This is a genomic window from Paraburkholderia antibiotica (assembly GCF_012927125.1).
Classification (GTDB): domain Bacteria; phylum Pseudomonadota; class Gammaproteobacteria; order Burkholderiales; family Burkholderiaceae; genus Paraburkholderia; species Paraburkholderia antibiotica.
On sequence record NZ_JABBFZ010000024.1, the window covers coordinates 74,949 to 93,051 of the forward strand.

Below are 18,103 nucleotides of genomic sequence, written 5' to 3' on the forward strand. Positions count from 1 at the left end.
AATTCTCACCGCCGGCCGCGCAATGTTGTTGCCGCCCGGCACACGAGGGCTGAAACTTCCGCACGGCAGTGAACCCTCGGCAACGCGTCGCATACGGCGCGGCGTCGGACACGCTTCGCCAGGGTCTTCCGCTTAACCACTACTTCACAGGACGGCAATATGTCTCTTCGTATCAATGACGTCGCGCCCAACTTCACCGCGCGCACCACGCAGGGCACCATCGATTTCCACAGCTGGATCGGCGATCAATGGGCGATCCTGTTCTCCCATCCGAAGGATTTCACGCCGGTTTGCACGACCGAACTCGGCTACATGGCGAAGATCGAGCCGGAGTTCACGAAGCGCAATGCGAAACTGATCGGCCTGTCGGTCGACCCGGTCGAAGAGCATGACAAATGGGCGGCCGACATCGAGGAAACGCAAGGCGCCGCCGTCAAGTATCCGATGATCGGCGACACGGACCTCACGGTCGCGAAGCTGTACAACATGCTGCCGGCCGAGGCTGGCGACAGCTGCGAAGGACGTACCGCCGCGACCAACGCGACCGTGCGCTCGGTGTTCATCATCGGCCCGGACAAGCAGATCAAGCTGATGCTGACCTACCCGATGACCACCGGCCGCAACTTCGACGAAATCCTGCGCGTGCTCGATTCGATGCAACTGACCGCGAAACACAAGGTGGCTACGCCGGTCAACTGGAAGCAGGGCGACGACGTGATCATCACCGGCGCGGTCAGCAACGACGAGGCGGCGAAGCTTTTCCCGGGCTTCAAGACGATCAAGCCGTATCTGCGCACCACCAAGCAACCGGGCTGATCTCGCGAACTCGCGGCGAAGGCCCGGGGCGAGCGCCCCAGGCCTTCATGCCCGTTCTTCTTCGGGGATTCGCAATGATTTTTCGCCAGTTGTTCGATCCCGTTTCGTCGACCTATACCTACCTGCTGGGCGACAGCGGTGAAGCGCTGCTGATCGACCCGGTCTACGAGCAGGTGCCGCGCGACCAGGCGCTGCTGCAGGAGCTGGGCCTCTGGCTGCTGACCACGCTCGACACCCACGTGCACGCCGACCACGTGACCGGCGCCTGGCGTTTGCGGCAGCGTTGCGGTAGCCAGATCGCGCTGGCGGCGGCGGTCGATGCCGAGGGCGTGACGCGGCCGCTGCGGCACGGCGATCGCATCGACTTCGGCACGCGTCACCTGAACGTGCGCGCGACACCCGGCCACACCAGCGGCTGCCTGACCTACGTGCTCGACGACGAGAGCATGGCCTTTACCGGCGACAGCCTGCTGATCCGCGGCTGCGGCCGCACCGATTTCCAGGAAGGCAGTCCGCAGCAGCTGTTCGCGTCGGTGCACGAGCAGATCCTGACGCTGCCCGCCCACTGCCTGCTTTATCCGGCGCACGACTATCGCGGCATTACCGTCACGAGCGTGGCCGAAGAGCGGCGCTTCAATCCGCGTCTGGGCGGCGATGTCGATATCGGCGATTTCACCGGGCATATGAACAACCTGAATCTTCCGCATCCGAAGCTGATGGCGGTCGCCGTACCGGCCAATCTGCGCTGCGGACAGCCGGAGGGCGGCGCCGCGCTGGCGACGGAAACGCCCGATTGGGCGCCGCTGACGCTGCGCTTCAGCGGCGTGTGGGAGATCGAGCCGATGGCGCTGCTCGAACATGGCGCGACGTTCCAGATCGTCGACGTGCGCGAGGCGCCGGAATTCATCGACCGTCTGGGCCATCTGCCGGGGGCGAAGCTGGTGCCGCTGTCGCAGCTGACCGGGCGGCTCGACGAACTGGATCGCGAGCGGCCGGTGGTGGCCGTGTGTCGCTCCGGCGTGCGTTCGGCGCAGGCCAGCGTGCTGCTGACGAAGGCGGGCTTCGGCCAGGTCGCGAATCTGGCCGGCGGGATGCTGCGCTGGCGCACCGAAGGATTGCCGGTGGCGTTGGATGCCGTTTGACCGTGAGGCGTGAGGGCGCGCAACAGCGCTCTTAAAGCCGCCTGCAAAGGGCGCTCATAAAGCGGCTCATGAAACCGCGCCGGCGCGCAACGCTCGCCGCTATTCGTCCTCGTCGGTTTCTTCCAGCAACACGTTCAACATCCGTTGCGGATTGGCGAGAAAGTCGCGCGTGATCCGATAGTGCTCGGTGTCTTCGTAATCGATGCGCTGGATGCCGTCGGCGCCGAATTGATAGATCCATGCATCCGGATAGGCCATCAGAATCGGCGAGTGAGTCGCGATCACGAACTGCGACTGCTGCCGGACCAGCTGATGCAGCCGGGCGAGCATCACGAGCTGCCGTTGCGGCGATAACGCAGCCTCGGGTTCGTCGAGCAGATACAGCCCTTCGGGACCGAAGCGGTTCATCACCAGCGAGAGAAACGATTCGCCGTGAGACTGCGCGTGCAGCGAGCGGCCGCCATACGACGCCAGCACGCCGGCCGTGAGCGGATCTTCCTCGATCTGATCGAGCGAACTCGCGACGTTGTAGAAACTCTCCGCGCGCAGGAAATAGCCTGTACGTGGGCGCCGGAATCCTTTCGACACGCGTAGCCGGTCATGCAGCCCGGAGTGGGTGTCGCGCGTCTGGAAGCGCAGATCGCGGCTGCCGCCTTCGGCGTTGTAGCCCATTGAGACGGCTAGCGCTTCGAGCAGCGTCGATTTGCCGGAACCGTTTTCGCCGACGAAGTAGGTGACTTTCGGATGCAGTTCCAGCGTGCCGAGCGAGCGGATGGCGGGGAGATTGAACGGGTATTGCGAAACGTTGGCGTTGGCGCCGGCGTCCGGTTTCAGATCGATGCGCGAGACGAACTGCGAGGAGATGATCATGATGAGTGGTGACCGGGATGCCGCTATCGGCCGATTGTCGCCAATCCGGCGGCCGATGTCGAATCCTGGTAACCGGCTGGCCGATCGGCGGCCAGTCGTGACATGCCGTTCGCTCAGCTCGGGCTTTGCCGGCAGTCGCGCGCATTCGCGATTGCCGGGTCCGGCTTCGCATAAGCCGCGCGCTGCGGTGCGCGCGTCACCAACCAGATGCCGCCGCATACCAGCACGAGCGCGACGAGATTCTTCAATTCCATGATGTTCTCGTTCAGGCAGATCGCGGAGAGCACGGTGCCGAATACCGGCACGAGGAAATTGAAGACGGTGACCTTGCCGACCGGGTTGTATTTGAGCAGCAGACTCCACAACGTAAAAGCGACCGACGACAGCAGCGCCAGATAACCGAGCAGGGCCATCGATCCCGACGTGAATTCATGCAACGCACCACCGGATGCATAACCTGCTGCCACCAGCACGATGCCGCCGAAGCCGAGTTGATAGCCAGTCATGACCATCACGTCCATACCTTGCGAAATGCGCTTGCCGTAAATCGACGCGGCCGAAAGCACGAATGCGGCAATCACGATAAAACCTTCGCCGCGCAGCGTAAAAGCGAATTCGAGTGTGCCATCGCCGAAATTGACGACCATGACGCCGATGAATCCCAGCAGACATCCCAGTGCTTTGCGCGGCGAGACTTTATCGTTGCGGTAAATGAAATGCGCGAGCAATACGCTGAAGAAGGTCGTCGTCGAATTCAGGATCGAGCCGCGCACGCCGGTGGTATAGGCGAGGCCAATATAAAAGAACACATATTGAATGGCCGTTTGCGTGAAGCCCAATAGCATCAGTTGTCCGGCATGGCGTCGATTCAGCCGGAAAATCGGCTTGTTCGACAAGGCAGCGAGGACCAGCAGAATGACACCCGCGAGAACGAAGCGGTAGCCGGCGAAGACGAGCTTCGAAGGAATGTCGTTCTGCGTAATGCCCAGCATGGCATAGCCGATCTTGATGGCCGGATATGAACTTCCCCACAGCAGGCAGCATAGCGTCGCCAGCATGACGAGCACCTTGGGTTGAGTGAAAAGCCGCGTGGAATCGCGTGCTCCGGTCGTGTTGGCGGATGCTGTCATGTTTCGAATGAGCTTGTCGTTGCGCACAGCGTGGATTGACCGCGGCAGTGCTTTGTCTTATTGCTTTATTTTTATGCTTGATGAGCGGACGCCCGTGATGGCCGCATTGGGATCCGTTCATTGCGGATTCGACATTGCCGCGAAGTGTTCACCCGCTTTCCGCATGGGCGGGATTCGCCGACGGTAAATGGCGTGCTTTTCGGGGAATAGCTTATGGCGATGACCTGAAGGGCGCGCGAAATTATATATCAATGTAAATGTAAAGTCAGGCGGCGCGGCGCGCGTTTGCGGCGATTGCCGCAATGGGTTGCCACGGGCGACCGGACGTTACGCCGGCTGCTATGTCCGCACTACTGGGTCGGGCGATTTTTCCGACCGTACGCTGGCGAGTGATGAGGACCTTCACACCTGCGTTGCAGGCACCCGTGGGTCTAACAATTGTGCCGCAATCGCGCGAACCTCGCGTGTGATGACCGGAGCGTGTGTGATGTCTCTGGAAAATGCGCGGCGAAGTTCTACGAATCTGCGTGACTGCCCAACGAGCCCGGTGGATCGGTGGGCACGATCAAATCGCTGCGCATAAACGCGTGCCGGCAGACAGATTAATCGAATAGATGGTTGTCTCCATATTGAACGACGTCAAAAGCAGTCTTAATCTTATTCAATGCGAATTGAATTGCGTGTCCGATCCCACTTATCGCAGTGCTTTCCTGTGCTATGCATTGGCGCCGCGTAAAAACGTCAAAAAATCAGTTCATCCCAAAACGCACTTTCCATTGCGTATCGCTACTCGCAGCGTGGACTTGTGAACATGCTTTATCCTGAATTTGGCGTAACGCAGGATTGACAGTGTTGATGTTACACTGCAACCCGCCGGAATCACTTCGGCAAAAAAAGGGTTTGGGTGTTTCCAGTGCAACACTGGTTTGAACCACGTTCACGACTCGTATTTCGAGGTCGTTCGTGCGGCAGCCATTCACTGAATTTCATCCCACACTCCACTGCGTTTCCCGGATTCCTCAGGTACTTATACCGTGTACTCTCAGACGCAAATCGACCCGGTGGTCAGCTTCCGCAACTCGCAGCGCGAGCATGTGCGCGGGACTATCATCAACCTCCAGAGAAAGTCGCTGGTGATGGAGGTCTATAACCCGTACTCCATCGTGCAGGTCAGCGAGGTGTTAAGCGAACTCAGTGTGAGGATGGGCAGCAAGAACGCCTATCTCGGCAAGGCGGTGGTCGTCAGCCTGGTGAATACCGGGCTCACCGCGGTGGTGTCGCTCGCATTGATCGACGAATGGCGCGAACTGAGCGTGCTGCCCAATGAAGCGAAATCGGTTGGGCGCGAAGCCGAACTCTTCATTACCGATTGGGACGCGCGCTTCAATATCCGGCGCGACTATCAGATCGTCGTCAACGAAATGCGCGCGTTTCTATCGGAAGTATCGCGCTGGGTCGAGCAGGTCGATCTGACCGAAAGCCTGCCGAAGAACGAAGGCAGGCTGCGCGAGGATCTGTTCTACGAACTCGCCACGCCGATCATGCTCAAGATGAAGTTCTATCTCGACCGGCTCGAGGAAGAAGCGCAGCGTGTCGACGCGGAAATCGCGCCCGTGCATCGTACTTATGCGCAATCGGCACTGCATCCGTTGCTGTTGCGCGCGCCTTTCGTCTATCGCACGTTTACCAAGCCGCTCGGCTATGCGGGCGACTACGAAATGGTCAACCAGATCCTCAGCGATCCGCAGCAGGGGCCGACCACTTACTTCCAGATCGTCAATACTGCGTTCCTGCAGGCCGCGGTCGCGACCGCGCACCGCAACCGCATCACGTTGCTGATCGATTTCCTGACGCGCGTGGCCGACAAGGCGCGCGCGGCCGGCCGGCCGTTCCGCATTCTCAATGTGGGTTGCGGACCGGCGTTCGAGATTCAACGCTTCGTACGCGAATATGCGCAGCCCGAGTGGCTGTCGTTCCAGCTGGTCGACTTCAGCGAGGAAACGCTGGCGTTTACCAAAGACGCGATCGAAAGCTCGGCGCGCGGTGCCGGGCACAAGGTATCGGTGGAAATGGTGCATCAATCGGTGCACGATCTGCTCAAGCGCAAGATCTCGGCAGACCCGTCCGCGCGCGAATTCGACGCGGTGTATTGCGCGGGTCTGTTCGACTATCTGTCGGACAAGGTCTGCGCGCGCCTGTTGAATTACTTCGCCGCGCGCACGCGGCCGGGCGGTCAGTTGCTGGTCACCAACGTCCACTCGGCGAATCCCGAGAAGTACGGCATGGAGCATCTGTTGGAGTGGTATCTGATCTATCGGAACGAGAGCGGCATGAGTTCGCTGTTGCCGCCGAATTCCGCCGACCCGAAGCTCTATGTCGACGAGACGGGGGTGAATGTGTTCGCGGAAGCCACGATCCTCTGAAACGTCAGAAGACACCCCATCGATGACTACCAGTCAACTGCACGCAGGCTATCAATCCGAGCTCGCCGACTTCCGCGTCAATTTCAGCCGCGGCGGCGCGCTTACCGCCATCGCGCTGGTCCTACTCGGCGTGGGGCTGGATTTCGCGCAGTATCCGGAGCTGCAGATGCCGTTCGCGGTGGCGCGGCTGTTCGTGTCGCTGCTGATCGGCGGCATTGTCGCGTTGCTGGACACCGACATGGGTCGGCGCATGACGTCGTGGTTGACGCTGTCGTGGCTATTGCTGCCGCAGATCATGATCTCGTGGATGATCTGGCGCACCGACGGCGTGCTGTCGCCCTACTACATGGGGCTGAATCTCGCGATCTTCGCCTCCGGCATTGCGTTGCCGTTCGGCTTGTGGCAAAACCTCGTGTTCGGCGTGCTGTCGTGTGTGCTGTACCTGCTCGCCTGTCTGCTGCCTCCGCATGGCGGCGTGCCGCTCGGCACGATGAGCGTGAACGTGATGTTGCTGCTGTTCGCCGCTGCCGCCAGCGCGGTCTATACGTTCTTCAACGAGCGGGTGCGCTTCATGCTATTTCGCCTGAAAGCGGAGGTATCCGCGAAAAACGCCGAGGTGTCGGCCAAGAATGCCGAGCTCGAAGTGATCAACCGCCAGTTGCTCGATATCAAGGGGCAATTGCTGCAGCAGGAAAAAATGGCGGCGATCGGTACGTTGGCGGCGGGCTTGCTGCACGAAGTCAACAATCCGGTGAATTTCTGCCTGATGGCGATCGAGGTCGCGCTGGAAGAGCCCATTTCCAGAACGGAGCCGACGCTGAACGAGTGTCTGGTCGACGCGCGTCAGGGGATGCAGCGGATTCAGCACATCGTGTCGGACCTGAAGACGTTCGCGTACCGCAAGCCGGGCGCGGAGGCCGAACTGGGCACGCCGTTCCTGTTCGAAAAGGCGCTCGATTCGGCGATCCGTCTCGTCGGCCACGAATTGCGCGGTGTCACCGTGACGCGCGACCTGCCCGCGGATACGCTGGTGCAGGGCGACGAAGCGGCGATCATCGGCGTGCTGATCAACCTGCTGTCCAACGCGGTGCTGGCGATGCGCAAGGCGGCCACGCCGGGGCCGTCGATTCACATCAACGTGAGGTGGACCGAAGATCGCCTGCATGTGACGGTGAAGGACAACGGCCCGGGCATCGCGCCGGAGAATCTCGCGCGGGTCTTCGAGCCGTTCTTTACCACCCGTGAAGTAGGACAGGGCCTCGGCCTGGGGCTGTCGATCAGCTATGCGGTGATCGAACGTCATGGCGGCCTGCTGTTCGCCGAGAGCGAGTTGGGAAGCTGGGCGTCGTTCAGCTTCGATCTGTCGCCGGCACCCTGAGAACACCATGAACGACATCAGACAGACACAGCTCACTCTTCTCTACGTCGACGACGAAGAGTTGGCATGCAAATATTTTGCCCGCACGGTTAGTGCGGATTACGAAGTTCTGCTCGCGAAGAGCAGCGACGAGGCTATCGCGATCCTGCGTCAGGACAATGCGCGCATTGCGGTGCTGGTCACGGATTTCCGCATGCCGGGCCGCGATGGCGGCGAGCTGCTGCGCCAGGTCGCGCAGGAGTATCCGCACATCGTGCGCATTCTGGTCACTGCTTACGCGGACGTCGAGATGCTGCTGCAGACGGTCAACACCGGCGAGGTGTTCCGCATCCTCGAAAAGCCGCTCCGCCCGGATGCCGTGCGCGACACGCTGCAACTGGCGTTCGAGCGACACCACGAACGGGCAATGCAGAACCAGCGCCTGATCGCGATCGACGAGACGCTGGCGTTCATCGCGCACGAACTGAACACGCCGCTCGCGGCGATTGCGTTGAACGCGCACAGTATCGAAGATCGCACCAACGTGCAGCTCGACGCGGAAGGGGAAATTCTCGGCGCGGCGAAGTCGATGCGCGACAGCGCGCAGTACTGCATGGCGGTGGTGTCGTCGTTCTGGCGCTCGGTTCACAACGGCCGCCGGCAGCAGGAGGACGACGACGCGCGCAGCGAGGCCACCGCGCACGGGCTGATCTCCGCGTTGCTCGATACCTATCCGCTGACGCCGGCGCAACGCTCGTGGGTGCAGGTCGAGGTGGTCGGCGATTTTGCTGTGGTGACGCAGCCCAATTGCGTGGCGCTGGTGCTGTCGTCGCTGCTGTCGAATGCGTTGCGCGCGCTCGCGGCGGTGGCTGCGCCGTCGGTGCGCTTTACCGTGACGGCGGGGCCGGCGCCCAGCATCGCCATCTGCGACAACGGCCCGGGTATTCCGCCCGAGATCAAGGCCCGCCTGTTGACGGACCCTATTACAACGCACGCGAAATCCGGTGGTAACGGTTTGGGCCTGATTCTATGTAACCGCGTCATGCAGTCCTGTGGCGGCGGGCTCAGGATCGAGTCCACGCCTGGGGGAGGCACCACCGTCGTGCTGGAATTCCCCCTTATCAAAGGTCAAACGCACAGGAGTTGTTGATGAACGAAGCAAATGCCACCCAGGATTCGACACCGGCGATCATCTTCGTCGACGACGAAGCCACGGCCGTTAAGTACTTCCAGCGTGCCATCGGAAGCCTGGCGCCGGTCCTGACGGGCGGCTCGGTGGAAGAAGGCAAGGCGCTGCTGGACGCGCATGGCGACAGGGTGGGGGTCCTTGTCTCCGACCAGCGCATGCCGGGCGAATTCGGCAACGAGCTGCTGCGCTACGCGAGCGAGCGCTATCCGCACATCGTGCGGATTCTGACCACCGCCTATTCGGAAATCGACCAGACGGTCGCTGCCGTCAACCTCGGTCATATCCACCGCTACATCAAGAAGCCGTGGGACATCACCGCGTTGCGCATGGAGCTGAAGCAGGCGCTCGAGCTGGCCGACCTGCGCAAGGAGCGCGACCAGCTGCTGCGTGAAAAGCTCGGCGTGCTGCAGAAGCAGACGGTCGCGACGCGGATCGGTCTGGTGCGCACGCTGTCCGCGACGCTGATTGGGCCCGAGCGCTTCCAGCCGGTGGAAACCTATCTGGCCGCGGCGGTGCTCGCCGATGCGCAGAATTCCGAGCCGGACTGGCTGCTGCAGGACTACTCCGATCTGGTCGGTGCCGAGAGCGTGCGCAGCGGCACCTTCGGCCATACGGTCGCGAGCAGCCTGGCGGCGCTGCGTAGCCGGCACGTCGGTGCTGCAGCGGGCGACGCGGTCGCGACGCTGGCCGCAGCACTCGCGGAAGCGGGCCTGAAGGTGCGGCGTGAAGGCGGGAGCTTTCTCTGGGACGAGCCGGCGGCGCTCGCCGAGTTCCTCGCGGAAGCCGGCACTCAGGCGGTGTCGAGCCAGCACGCGCTGTGGTTGGCGGGCCTGCTCTGGCTGGACGGCAACGGCGTCGCGCTCGAGCCGACGCGCGAAGGCAATGCGATTGCGTTCCGCTCCGCCGAGCCAAAGGGCGACTTCCCCGCCGATCGTCTCGCGACCTGGATCGAGCAGTTCTGAGCGCGCGGCACGAGCCGCGAGGACCGAAAGCAGCAAAAACCAAAGCGGCCACGGCCGATGTGGGATCTCCGGGTGAGTGCCGCCCCGGTGCCCATGTCGGCCGTGGCCGCTTTGTCATGAGCGTGCCCCATTGCCGTCACCGCACTCACCACCCGTTCCGCGCTGCCGTACACTAGTCGCTAGTCACACCATCCCCGGCGCTTACCCGCCACCCCAACCCATGACCAGCACGCCCGCGCGCAGCGACCAGCCCGACCACTGGCTCGTCGCGCGACGCGACCCGGAAACCGGCATCGAAAGTCTGCGCGCGCATTTCAGCGGTCACGCCTACGATCCGCACGATCACGATCGTGCCTTATGTGCACGCGATGTTTTCGACCGGACACGATGCGGCCAATCGCGAGGTGTTCCGCGCCGACGATGCGGCGAATCTCGATCTGGTGGGACTGGCGTTGCACGGGCCTAAAAAGGCCGTCGACAAGGCCGTGAAAGGCATCGCTTTGCACGAGTGAGTGAGTGAGGGAGGCGGGGAGGCGCGGCGCGTGAGTGGGCGATAGCGAACGCATGCCCGCGTGGGCAGTCGCAATGACGACTGGATTAAAAGCCGCGATGGCGGCGACAGGCGCGGGCGCGTTCTACCCGCCCCACACCTGCCACCGCGACAAAGATGCCGAGACTTACTTGACCGCCTGGATTTCGTCGGCGAGCTGCTTCATTTGCGGGGTCTTTTCGTACTTCGCCCACACCGGCTGCATCGCCTTCACGAATGCCGGACGATCGATCTGCGTCGCCGTGACGACCGTCACGCCGCCCTTCGTCACCGTCTTCAGCGCATCGGCCTCGCGCGCGGTCCACAGTTTCTGGTAGTACGGCACCGAGTCGGCCGCGGCCTTCTTGATGATCTGCTGTTCCTGCGGCGACAGCGTGTCCCACACCTTCTTCGAGAACACCAGCACTTCCGGCGTCATTGAATGCTGGGTTTCGGAGTAGACCTGCGCCACTTCGAAGTGCTTACCTTCTTCATAGGTCGGCAGATTGTTTTCCGCACCGTCGACGATGCCGGTCTTCAGCCCCGTATATACCTCGGCGGTCGGCATCGGCGTCGGGATGCCGCCCATTGCGCGGATTTCGTCGACCATCAGGTCCGACGGCTGCACGCGCACCTTCAGGCCTTTCATGTCGGCCGGCGACTTGATCGCCTTCTTCGCGTACATCGAGCGTGCGCCGCTTTCATAGAACGTCAGCGCGATCATGCCCTTCGCGCTGAACGCGTCGAGAATCTTCTGGCCTTCCGGGCCGTACATCACCTTGCGGAAATGATCGATGTCGCGGAACAGGAACGGCAGCGACGGGATCATCGATTCCGGCACGATCTCGTTGAATGCCGCGCCGTTTGCGCGCGTCATGTCGAGCGCGCCGATGCGGACCTGGTCGATCGTATCGTTCTCCGAACCAAGTGCGCTGTTGCCGAACACCTTCACGGAGTCCTTGCCGTTGGTCGCCTTGTTGATTTCCTCGCCCATGAACTTCACGGCCATGTTGGTCGGGTACGTGTCGCCGTGCACGTCGGCGACGCGGAACACGCGCGCTTGCGCCGAGCCGGCGCCGAACGCGAGCAGGGAGGCCGCGAGAATCGCTGGAATACGCACGGAAGCAAATTTCATTTTCATCATGGGATCTTTTTCAATAGGATCGGCTGATGCGAGGAGCGCGCTCGCTCGCGAAGACTCGACAAGTTGTACGATGACTTACGATTCTATAAAGCGTGGCTGACGTTGTACATACGGTGTTTACCCGTGAAAAGTGTCGAAAGGGTCGGCGCAACTTTGGCTGAGAGCGTCGAAGATGAATGTTGTCTGATAAGTTGAAGCGCTCAGACAGCAGCAGGAAGACGCTCAGACAACGAAACTCAACAGGAGAAACTTCATGTCGGAAGCCTGGCTAGGCCGCTGCCTGTGCGGCGCGGTGCACTACGCAGCACGCGGCGCCGTGCTCGCGCAACTCGTCTGTCATTGCCGGGATTGTCAGCGTGCGTCCGGGGCGGCAGGCGTGCCGGTCGTGGTGGTGAATGCCGCGGACTTTTCGTTCGACGGCGCCATCAAGGCCTATACGAAGACCGGCGGCAGCGGCATGCCCACGACGCGCCATTTCTGCCCCGAGTGCGGCAGTCTGCTATTCGGCACGCCGCATCACGCGCCGCACATCGTGACCATTTATGCGGGCACGCTCGACGACCCCGCGCGGTTCGAGGCCGAGTTCGTTCAATTCACCGGCGAGCGCCATCGACTGGATGCGCACGACGCAGCCATTCCCCAACATGCGGGCAGAGCGCCCTGAGCGCGTCGATCGTCGATCAAAGATGCCGGGTTTGCGCCGGCGCATTGCCCCAATTGTCGTGCAAGCCGTCGTGATAGCTGATCGGCGCATTCAATGCTTCGTCGAGATCGAGTTCTTCGAGGCACAGGATGTTCACGTTGATATACGGATAGCCGGTGCCGTTCGGCATCTCGATACGATCGAATACGTGGACGCCGCAGCGCTTGCAGAACGGGTGATGCGCGACCGGATTGTTGCCCTGATAGTCGCTCAATGCGGCGGCGTCGGAGAGAAGGCGGAATGCTTCCGGCCGTACCTTCACGTTCCAGAAGCGCAACCGGCTACAGAAACTGCAATTGCATTTCGACGTGCCGCGGCTGAAATCAATTCGCGCTTCGAATTGCACGAGTTGGCAATGACAGCTTCCACGATAGGTGCGCAGCATTGGACTCTCCGATTTGAGTTGATTAATTGCCCGACGTCGATGTGCGATATATGAAAGAATATGGAAAGCAATAAGTAATAATTCGCGAAATAGCGAATCAATCTCATTATCTCCCATTCCAGCTCGCGCGAATAACCGATCAGCGTTGCAATTCAATGAAATGCGCGCCGAAATTCGGGCTAAAGCGACGCGTAATTCCAGGATAAAGCGCTTTTACGCGCATTCGGTAAAACTCTGTAAACAAACGCCAAGAAAACCTTTCAATAAAGGTTTGATGTCACAAAACAGGAACATAGGGACCCGATAATCCCGCTGCGTAAAAAACATGGATTTGTTTCCACTCGGGCGGAAAAAAGTCGTACATCCAAACCAACAGGGGTCCCACAATGTCGGTCAGTCCAGCACCACGCACCACTCTACTTCTTACCTCGATTGCGGCCGCCTGCGTTCTCGCGGCGTGCGGTGGCGGTAGCGATCACAACTCCAGTTCTTCGGCCAGCAACGGTAGCGGTAACACGACGCAGCCGACGACCTACTCGGGCGTCGTCACCGCGTCGGCGTTCACGGCAGGCAACGCGTCCGGCAATCCGACGATCGCAGCCGGCTACTACTCGGGCGCGACGGTCTGCCTCGACGTCAACGGCAACGGCAAGTGCGATTCGGGCGAGCCGAGCGCGACGACCGACAGCAAGGGTCACTTCTCGCTGCAATCGAGCGCGAGCGGCCAACTGATCGCCGACGTCAGCACCAAGGCGACCAACACCGCGAACGGCGCGGCTGTCGCAAACCACATGATCCTGCGCGCTTCGACGGCACAGATCGCCGACCAGGGCGCGACGAACATCGTGATCAGCCCGATGTCGAGCGAAGTGCAGCGTCTCGTCGAAGCGAACGGCACCGACTACGCAACCGAAAAGGCCAACCTCGCCTCGCGCATGAGCGTCGCGGCGCTGGGCGCATCGTCGGTGACGGTCAGCGCGGCTGACGCGCTCGGCGACGTGAACAAGCTGTCGGGCATCGAGCAGCAATCGCTGCTGTTCGAAGACAACCAGCTGACGAACCGCTACACGTACGCGACGACCAAGTTCGATCGCGGCGACATGTACCCGGACAACCTCGCGATGACGGGCGGCGATCCGTCGATCGTCGGCGCATCGGGCGTGACCGCGCTGACGGCCGTGAAGTCGACGCAGACCCAGGCGCCGATCACGTACGCACAGGCGCAGCAGGCCGCGTTCAACGTCGAAGGCATTCCGCGCTACGACAACGTGTTCATCATCATGCTGGAGAACCACAGCGTGGGTCCGGTTCCGGGCACGCCGGGTATTCTCGGCTCGACGAACGCGCCGTACATCAACACGTTCCTGACCAGCAACGCGCAGTTCACGACCTACTACTCGACCGGCAACCCGAGCGAGCCGAACTACACGGCACTCGGCGGCGCGGACGACTGGGGTATCGTCGACGACAACTGGTGGGGCTGCGGCGCGGGCACGACCGGCGCGAACGCACCGACCGACAAGGCCTTCGCCGGCGGCACCGCTTCGGACGGCCAGCCGCTCGTCGCGACCGGCGCACTGCCGCCGACGGACACCTCGCACCTGACCGGTTACACCAGCGCCTCGTGCTCGTCGACCGGCTCGATCGCGAACCACAACATCCAGGCGCCGAACCTGTTCACGCTGCTGTCGCAAGCCGGCATGACGTGGCGGACCTATAGCGAGTCGATGAACCCGGGTCAGGACCCGCGTGCCGACAGCATCGCGGAAACGACGATCTCGGCTGCCTACACGGGTCCGGGTTCGAACGGCACGGCCTACCCGCTGCCGGGCGCGCTGTACAAGACCAAGCACAGCCCGGCGATGCCGTATCAGACGGCGCGTAATCTGCCGGAGTTCTTCGCCAACAACCGCACGATCTTCGGCACGCAGTACGGCGCGACGCAACTGGCGCAGTCGAAGGACTATACGATCCCGACGAACTACAACTACGACCAGTTCAGCACCGACCTCGCGACCGGCGACGTGGGCAACCTGAACTTCATCATGCCCGACCAGTGCGACGACATGCACGGCACCGGCTCGGATCCGTCGTGCTCGGGCGGCAGCACGGCCATCGTGCAGCGTGGCGACGACTACGTGCGTCAGGTGGTGGCGAAGATCCAGGCATCGCCGATCTGGACCAACCCGAACCGCAAGGTCGCGATCGTCGTGATGTTCGACGAAGGCGAGGGCAGCTCGACCTCGTGCTGCGGCTGGAACCCGGTTACGTCGAACGTGAACCAGGCTCCGCTGACGTACGCGAGCGGTAAGTACTCGCCGACGACGACGGTGCTCTACAACCAGGGCAACCATGGTCACGGCAACTCGGTGTTCGGCGTCGCGACGAACCAGGCGAACCCGAACGTCGTGGATAGCGACGAGTACAGCCACTTCTCGTTCGTGCGCACGCTGCAGGACATGTTCCAGGTCGCCGATCCGGCCCAGCCGTACACCTACCTCGCGCGTGCGAAGTACAGCGAGTCGTTCGTCGCCAGCAACATCGCGAACCTGCCGGAACTCGCGGGCAGCGCGGATACGCACTTCGACTCGGTGCGTCCGATGAACCACGCGTATATCACGCCGGCAACCTACACGCAGAAGCTGAACACGGTCGACGTGACGGGTACGTCGCTGGCTTCGCGTGCTGCTGGCCCGGACGCGACCCAGACCAACATCTGGTCGCTGAAGTCGGCGAAGTAAGCAGGCCGAACGACATGTGGGCCACGCGGTTCGCCGCGTAGCCCACGATCGGATCGGGTGCTAACGGGTGCCGAAGCTTTGAGCGCTCGCTGCCGGACCGCCTGTCGTGTGGTCTGGCAGTTTTCCATTCCATTCGTCCCATTGCCGCGCGGCCTTAGCCGTATGCGTCGTTAGCCAGGCCCGCGAGGGCTCAGCCAGGACCGCCCGGCAATCGGACTCAGCAACACAGATCGACATGCGAACACTTTCCCTCGGCGTGCTGTGCGCGCTCTCCCTGATATTGACCGCCTGCGGCGGCGGTGGCAGCGATGGCGGCAGCGGTTCGAGCCAGACCTCGTCGTCGGGCAGCAGCGGCACGACCAGCAGCGTCGCGCCGCCCGCGACAGTCACGCTGAGCGCGGCGGCGCAGGTCGGCAAGCAGCTGTTCTTCGACCAGAACCTGTCGGGCAACAAGAACATGGCGTGCGCGACCTGCCACAACCCGCAATACGCTTACGGACCGCCCAACAGCCTCGCCGTGCAGCTCGGCTCCGATCCTTCGCTGGCGGGTCAGCGCGCGGTGCCGTCGCTGCGCTACAAGTCGATGACGCCGGCGTACAACGATATCGCCGATAACCCCGACGGCATCACGCAGAACGCGCCCGGCGGCGGCTTCATGTGGGACGGCCGCGCGACCACGCTCGCGACGCAAGCGTCGATGCCGCTGCTCAATCCGCTCGAAATGAACAACGCGTCGGCGGCTGACGTCGTGAAGGTGGTGCAGGGCGCGTCGTATGCGTCGCTGTTCCAGCAGGCGTTCGGCTCGGGCGTGTTCTCGAATAGCGACACCGTGTTCACCGACATCGGCCTCGCGCTGCAGGCGTACCAGACCGAAGACCCGAGCTTCGCGCCGTATTCGAGCAAGTTCGACCTGTACGAGTCCAACAAGGTAGGCGGCACGCTGACGGCGGCGGAGTTGCGCGGTCTCGAACTCTTCAACGACACCGACAAGGGCGCTGGCTGCGTGGCCTGCCACTACGCGGGTGCGAACTTCAACGGCTCGGTGGGCCTGATGACCGACTTCACGTATCAGGCGATCGGCGTGCCGCGCAACGACACGTCGATTCCGGACAACCCGGACCCGATCCCGAGCAATACGAATGCCGCGTACTACGACATGGGGCTGTGCGGTCCGTTGAACACGATCCACCCTCCGGGCACCGCGAAGAGCGGCGGCGGTCCGGATTCGTTCACCGGCGTGAACGTGCCCGATCCGTATTGCGGCCGCTTCAAGGTGCCGACGCTGCGCAACGTGTCGACGCGTACCGCGTTCTTCCACAACGGTGTGTTCCACTCGCTTACGCAGGTGCTGAATTTCTACAACACCCGCGATACCAATCCGGAGTACTGGTATCCGAGCAGCGGTGGCAATAGCAGCCAGACGACGCAGAACCCGTCGTACGCGTTGTTCCCGACGTATGCATCGGGCGCGACGGTCACGACGTTCAACGATCTGCCGGCGGCGTACCAGGGCAACATCGACGAAGAACTGCCGATGGGTCAGGGTCAAACCGATGCGGGCGGCACGACCGCGGCGGACGGTGCACAGCCGCGCGCGTTCCATTCGACGCCGCAGCTGACGCAGCAGAACATCGCGGATCTGGTCTGCTTCCTGAACACGCTGACGGACGGCTATCAACCGCCGGCGACGCAACCGACGAGCGGTGCCTGCGTGAACTGAGTCGAGCTGAAGCTATTGAAGCGACGATGCGCGGCCGCAAACACGACGGACCGCGCGTCGCCCGGTTTCGCCGCACCTGGGTGCGGCACCGGACACACGATCATTTGAAAACCGAGTCATTCAACCAGAGCAACAACACCATGATGCGACGCTCCACCGCCGCCCGCCTTGCAGGCGGCACGCTTTCCCTGTTTGCGCTGACGCTGGCAGCCGGCTGCCACGACAAGAGCCAGGACGCCAATCAGGAAAACTTCACGGCCACCATCAACGACTACCTGAACAAGCGCGGCCATCTGTGCCTCGCCAAATACGACTGGCCGATCTATACGACCACCGACGACCAGGCGAACCACACGCGCGACGCGATCCAGATGCCGGTGCTCGAGAAGCTGGGTCTGGTGACGGGCAAGGACATGATGGTGGAGCGGGTCGACGGCGAGGGCAAGAAGATCGTCGCGTCGGCGCGGCAATATCAATTGACCGACGAAGGCAAGAAGTACTACCTGCACGTTCCGGAAGTGGTGGCGACTGCGACGTCGCGGGTCACGCACCAGGCGGATTTTTGTGCGGCGACGCTGAAGCTCGATAAGGTCGTCGGGTGGGAGCGACCTATGCAGATGGACGGCAAGACGGTGACGTCGGTGGTGTATACGTACAGGATCGAGCCGGCGCCGTGGGCGACGGATGCCGACGCGCAGCGGGTGTTTCCGATGGTCAAGCGGGTGATCGAAGGGCAGGGGACGATGCAGTTGCGGGAGGGGGTGCATCTGACGTCGGAGGGGTGGGTAGCGGATGAGGTTTTTCAGCGGTGATATTTGAAAGGCCCGTTGGATGGGGGCCTTTTTTATCGTTGTGCCTGGCATTGCGAACCTATCCGTCATTTCGTGGGCGAGGCATATCATGAGGTAAAACACCATGGATATGCCGATGGAGAAGAAGCCGAAACGTCGCACAATCGCGTCTCAGGCAGCGGCCCGCGGGCCGCTGCCTGC

Annotated in this window: 14 protein-coding genes and 2 pseudogenes; 12 read left to right on the top strand and 4 right to left on the bottom strand. The window is 62.1% G+C overall.

Annotated features, from left to right (window positions below):
* Positions 1-159 precede the first annotated feature (159 nt).
* Positions 160-816, top strand: a complete 657-nt coding sequence (locus HHL14_RS28325) for a peroxiredoxin (protein ID WP_169500908.1) — start codon at positions 160-162, stop codon at positions 814-816.
* A 74-nt stretch (positions 817-890) separates the two neighbouring features.
* Positions 891-1,958: an MBL fold metallo-hydrolase gene (locus HHL14_RS28330; protein ID WP_169500909.1), complete on the top strand. Its 1,068-nt coding sequence runs from the start codon at positions 891-893 to the stop codon at positions 1,956-1,958.
* Positions 1,959-2,057: 99 nt separating this feature from the next.
* Here HHL14_RS28330 and HHL14_RS28335 read toward each other — a convergent pair whose 3' ends face one another.
* Positions 2,058-2,828: an AAA family ATPase gene (locus HHL14_RS28335; protein WP_169500910.1), complete on the bottom strand. Its 771-nt coding sequence runs from the start codon at positions 2,826-2,828 to the stop codon at positions 2,058-2,060.
* A gap of 113 nt (positions 2,829-2,941) precedes the next feature.
* Positions 2,942-3,886 (bottom strand): DMT family transporter, encoded by a 945-nt coding sequence (locus HHL14_RS28340; protein ID WP_407945315.1) that lies wholly within the window; start codon positions 3,884-3,886, stop codon positions 2,942-2,944.
* 1,106 nt (positions 3,887-4,992) lie between these two features.
* Here HHL14_RS28340 and HHL14_RS28345 point away from each other — a divergent pair.
* The 6 genes and pseudogenes from HHL14_RS28345 to HHL14_RS28370 form a co-directional block, all read left to right on the top strand.
* On the top strand, positions 4,993-6,381 hold the full coding sequence (locus tag HHL14_RS28345; RefSeq protein WP_169500912.1) for a class I SAM-dependent methyltransferase: 1,389 nt from the start codon (positions 4,993-4,995) through the stop codon (positions 6,379-6,381).
* 22 nt (positions 6,382-6,403) lie between these two features.
* A complete protein-coding gene (locus HHL14_RS28350) occupies positions 6,404-7,759 on the top strand; it encodes a sensor histidine kinase (protein WP_169500913.1) in 1,356 nt (451 codons plus the stop codon).
* 7 nt (positions 7,760-7,766) lie between these two features.
* The gene (locus HHL14_RS28355; protein ID WP_169500914.1) at positions 7,767-8,888 is read left to right on the top strand and encodes a hybrid sensor histidine kinase/response regulator; all 1,122 of its coding nucleotides are present in this window, start codon (positions 7,767-7,769) and stop codon (positions 8,886-8,888) included.
* On the top strand, positions 8,888-9,889 hold the full coding sequence (locus HHL14_RS28360; protein ID WP_169500915.1) for a response regulator: 1,002 nt from the start codon (positions 8,888-8,890) through the stop codon (positions 9,887-9,889). The genes HHL14_RS28355 and HHL14_RS28360 overlap by 1 nt, the downstream gene beginning before the upstream one ends.
* A gap of 220 nt (positions 9,890-10,109) precedes the next feature.
* Positions 10,110-10,247, top strand: a pseudogene (locus tag HHL14_RS28365) (AraC family transcriptional regulator); the annotation flags it as partial.
* A pseudogene (locus tag HHL14_RS28370) lies at positions 10,225-10,401 on the top strand (DUF2000 family protein); the annotation flags it as partial. The pseudogenes HHL14_RS28365 and HHL14_RS28370, both read left to right, overlap by 23 nt.
* Positions 10,402-10,566: 165 nt before the next feature.
* On the opposite strand, the gene HHL14_RS28375 reads toward HHL14_RS28370, so the two are convergent.
* A complete protein-coding gene (locus tag HHL14_RS28375; RefSeq protein ID WP_169500924.1) occupies positions 10,567-11,559 on the bottom strand; it encodes a TRAP transporter substrate-binding protein in 993 nt (330 codons plus the stop codon).
* A gap of 256 nt (positions 11,560-11,815) precedes the next feature.
* Between HHL14_RS28375 and HHL14_RS28380 the strand changes: the two genes are divergently transcribed.
* Positions 11,816-12,226 (top strand): GFA family protein, encoded by a 411-nt coding sequence (locus HHL14_RS28380; protein WP_169500916.1) that lies wholly within the window; start codon positions 11,816-11,818, stop codon positions 12,224-12,226.
* A gap of 16 nt (positions 12,227-12,242) precedes the next feature.
* On the opposite strand, the gene HHL14_RS28385 is transcribed toward HHL14_RS28380, so the two are convergent.
* Complete coding sequence (locus tag HHL14_RS28385; protein WP_169500917.1) at positions 12,243-12,650, bottom strand: GFA family protein; 408 nt, start codon at positions 12,648-12,650, stop codon at positions 12,243-12,245.
* A gap of 386 nt (positions 12,651-13,036) precedes the next feature.
* Here HHL14_RS28385 and HHL14_RS28390 point away from each other — a divergent pair, with 386 nt between their 5' ends.
* From HHL14_RS28390 to HHL14_RS28400, 3 genes are all read left to right on the top strand, one after another.
* A complete protein-coding gene (locus HHL14_RS28390; protein ID WP_169500918.1) occupies positions 13,037-15,391 on the top strand; it encodes an alkaline phosphatase family protein in 2,355 nt (784 codons plus the stop codon).
* A gap of 235 nt (positions 15,392-15,626) precedes the next feature.
* A complete protein-coding gene (locus HHL14_RS28395; RefSeq protein WP_169500919.1) occupies positions 15,627-17,111 on the top strand; it encodes a cytochrome-c peroxidase in 1,485 nt (494 codons plus the stop codon).
* Between the two features lie 140 nt (positions 17,112-17,251).
* The gene (locus HHL14_RS28400) at positions 17,252-17,923 is read left to right on the top strand and encodes a hypothetical protein (RefSeq protein ID WP_169500925.1); all 672 of its coding nucleotides are present in this window, start codon (positions 17,252-17,254) and stop codon (positions 17,921-17,923) included.
* Positions 17,924-18,103 lie beyond the last annotated feature (180 nt).

Excerpts from the sequence above, each read along its gene's own strand:
- HHL14_RS28355 (WP_169500914.1), top strand. The coding sequence starts at position 7,767 with ATGAACGACATCAGACAGACACAGCTCACTCTTCTCTACGTCGACGAC.
- HHL14_RS28360 (WP_169500915.1), top strand. The coding sequence starts at position 8,888 with ATGAACGAAGCAAATGCCACCCAGGATTCGACACCGGCGATCATCTTC.
- HHL14_RS28325 (WP_169500908.1), top strand. The coding sequence starts at position 160 with ATGTCTCTTCGTATCAATGACGTCGCGCCCAACTTCACCGCGCGCACC.
- HHL14_RS28330 (WP_169500909.1), top strand. The coding sequence starts at position 891 with ATGATTTTTCGCCAGTTGTTCGATCCCGTTTCGTCGACCTATACCTAC.
- HHL14_RS28395 (WP_169500919.1), top strand. The coding sequence starts at position 15,627 with ATGCGAACACTTTCCCTCGGCGTGCTGTGCGCGCTCTCCCTGATATTG.
- HHL14_RS28385 (WP_169500917.1), bottom strand. The coding sequence starts at position 12,650 with ATGCTGCGCACCTATCGTGGAAGCTGTCATTGCCAACTCGTGCAATTC.
- HHL14_RS28335 (WP_169500910.1), bottom strand. The coding sequence starts at position 2,828 with ATGATCATCTCCTCGCAGTTCGTCTCGCGCATCGATCTGAAACCGGAC.
- HHL14_RS28350 (WP_169500913.1), top strand. The coding sequence starts at position 6,404 with ATGACTACCAGTCAACTGCACGCAGGCTATCAATCCGAGCTCGCCGAC.
- HHL14_RS28400 (WP_169500925.1), top strand. The coding sequence starts at position 17,252 with ATGATGCGACGCTCCACCGCCGCCCGCCTTGCAGGCGGCACGCTTTCC.
- HHL14_RS28340 (WP_407945315.1), bottom strand. The coding sequence starts at position 3,886 with ATGCTGGCGACGCTATGCTGCCTGCTGTGGGGAAGTTCATATCCGGCC.
- HHL14_RS28375 (WP_169500924.1), bottom strand. The coding sequence starts at position 11,559 with ATGAAAATGAAATTTGCTTCCGTGCGTATTCCAGCGATTCTCGCGGCC.
- HHL14_RS28390 (WP_169500918.1), top strand. The coding sequence starts at position 13,037 with ATGTCGGTCAGTCCAGCACCACGCACCACTCTACTTCTTACCTCGATT.
- HHL14_RS28380 (WP_169500916.1), top strand. The coding sequence starts at position 11,816 with ATGTCGGAAGCCTGGCTAGGCCGCTGCCTGTGCGGCGCGGTGCACTAC.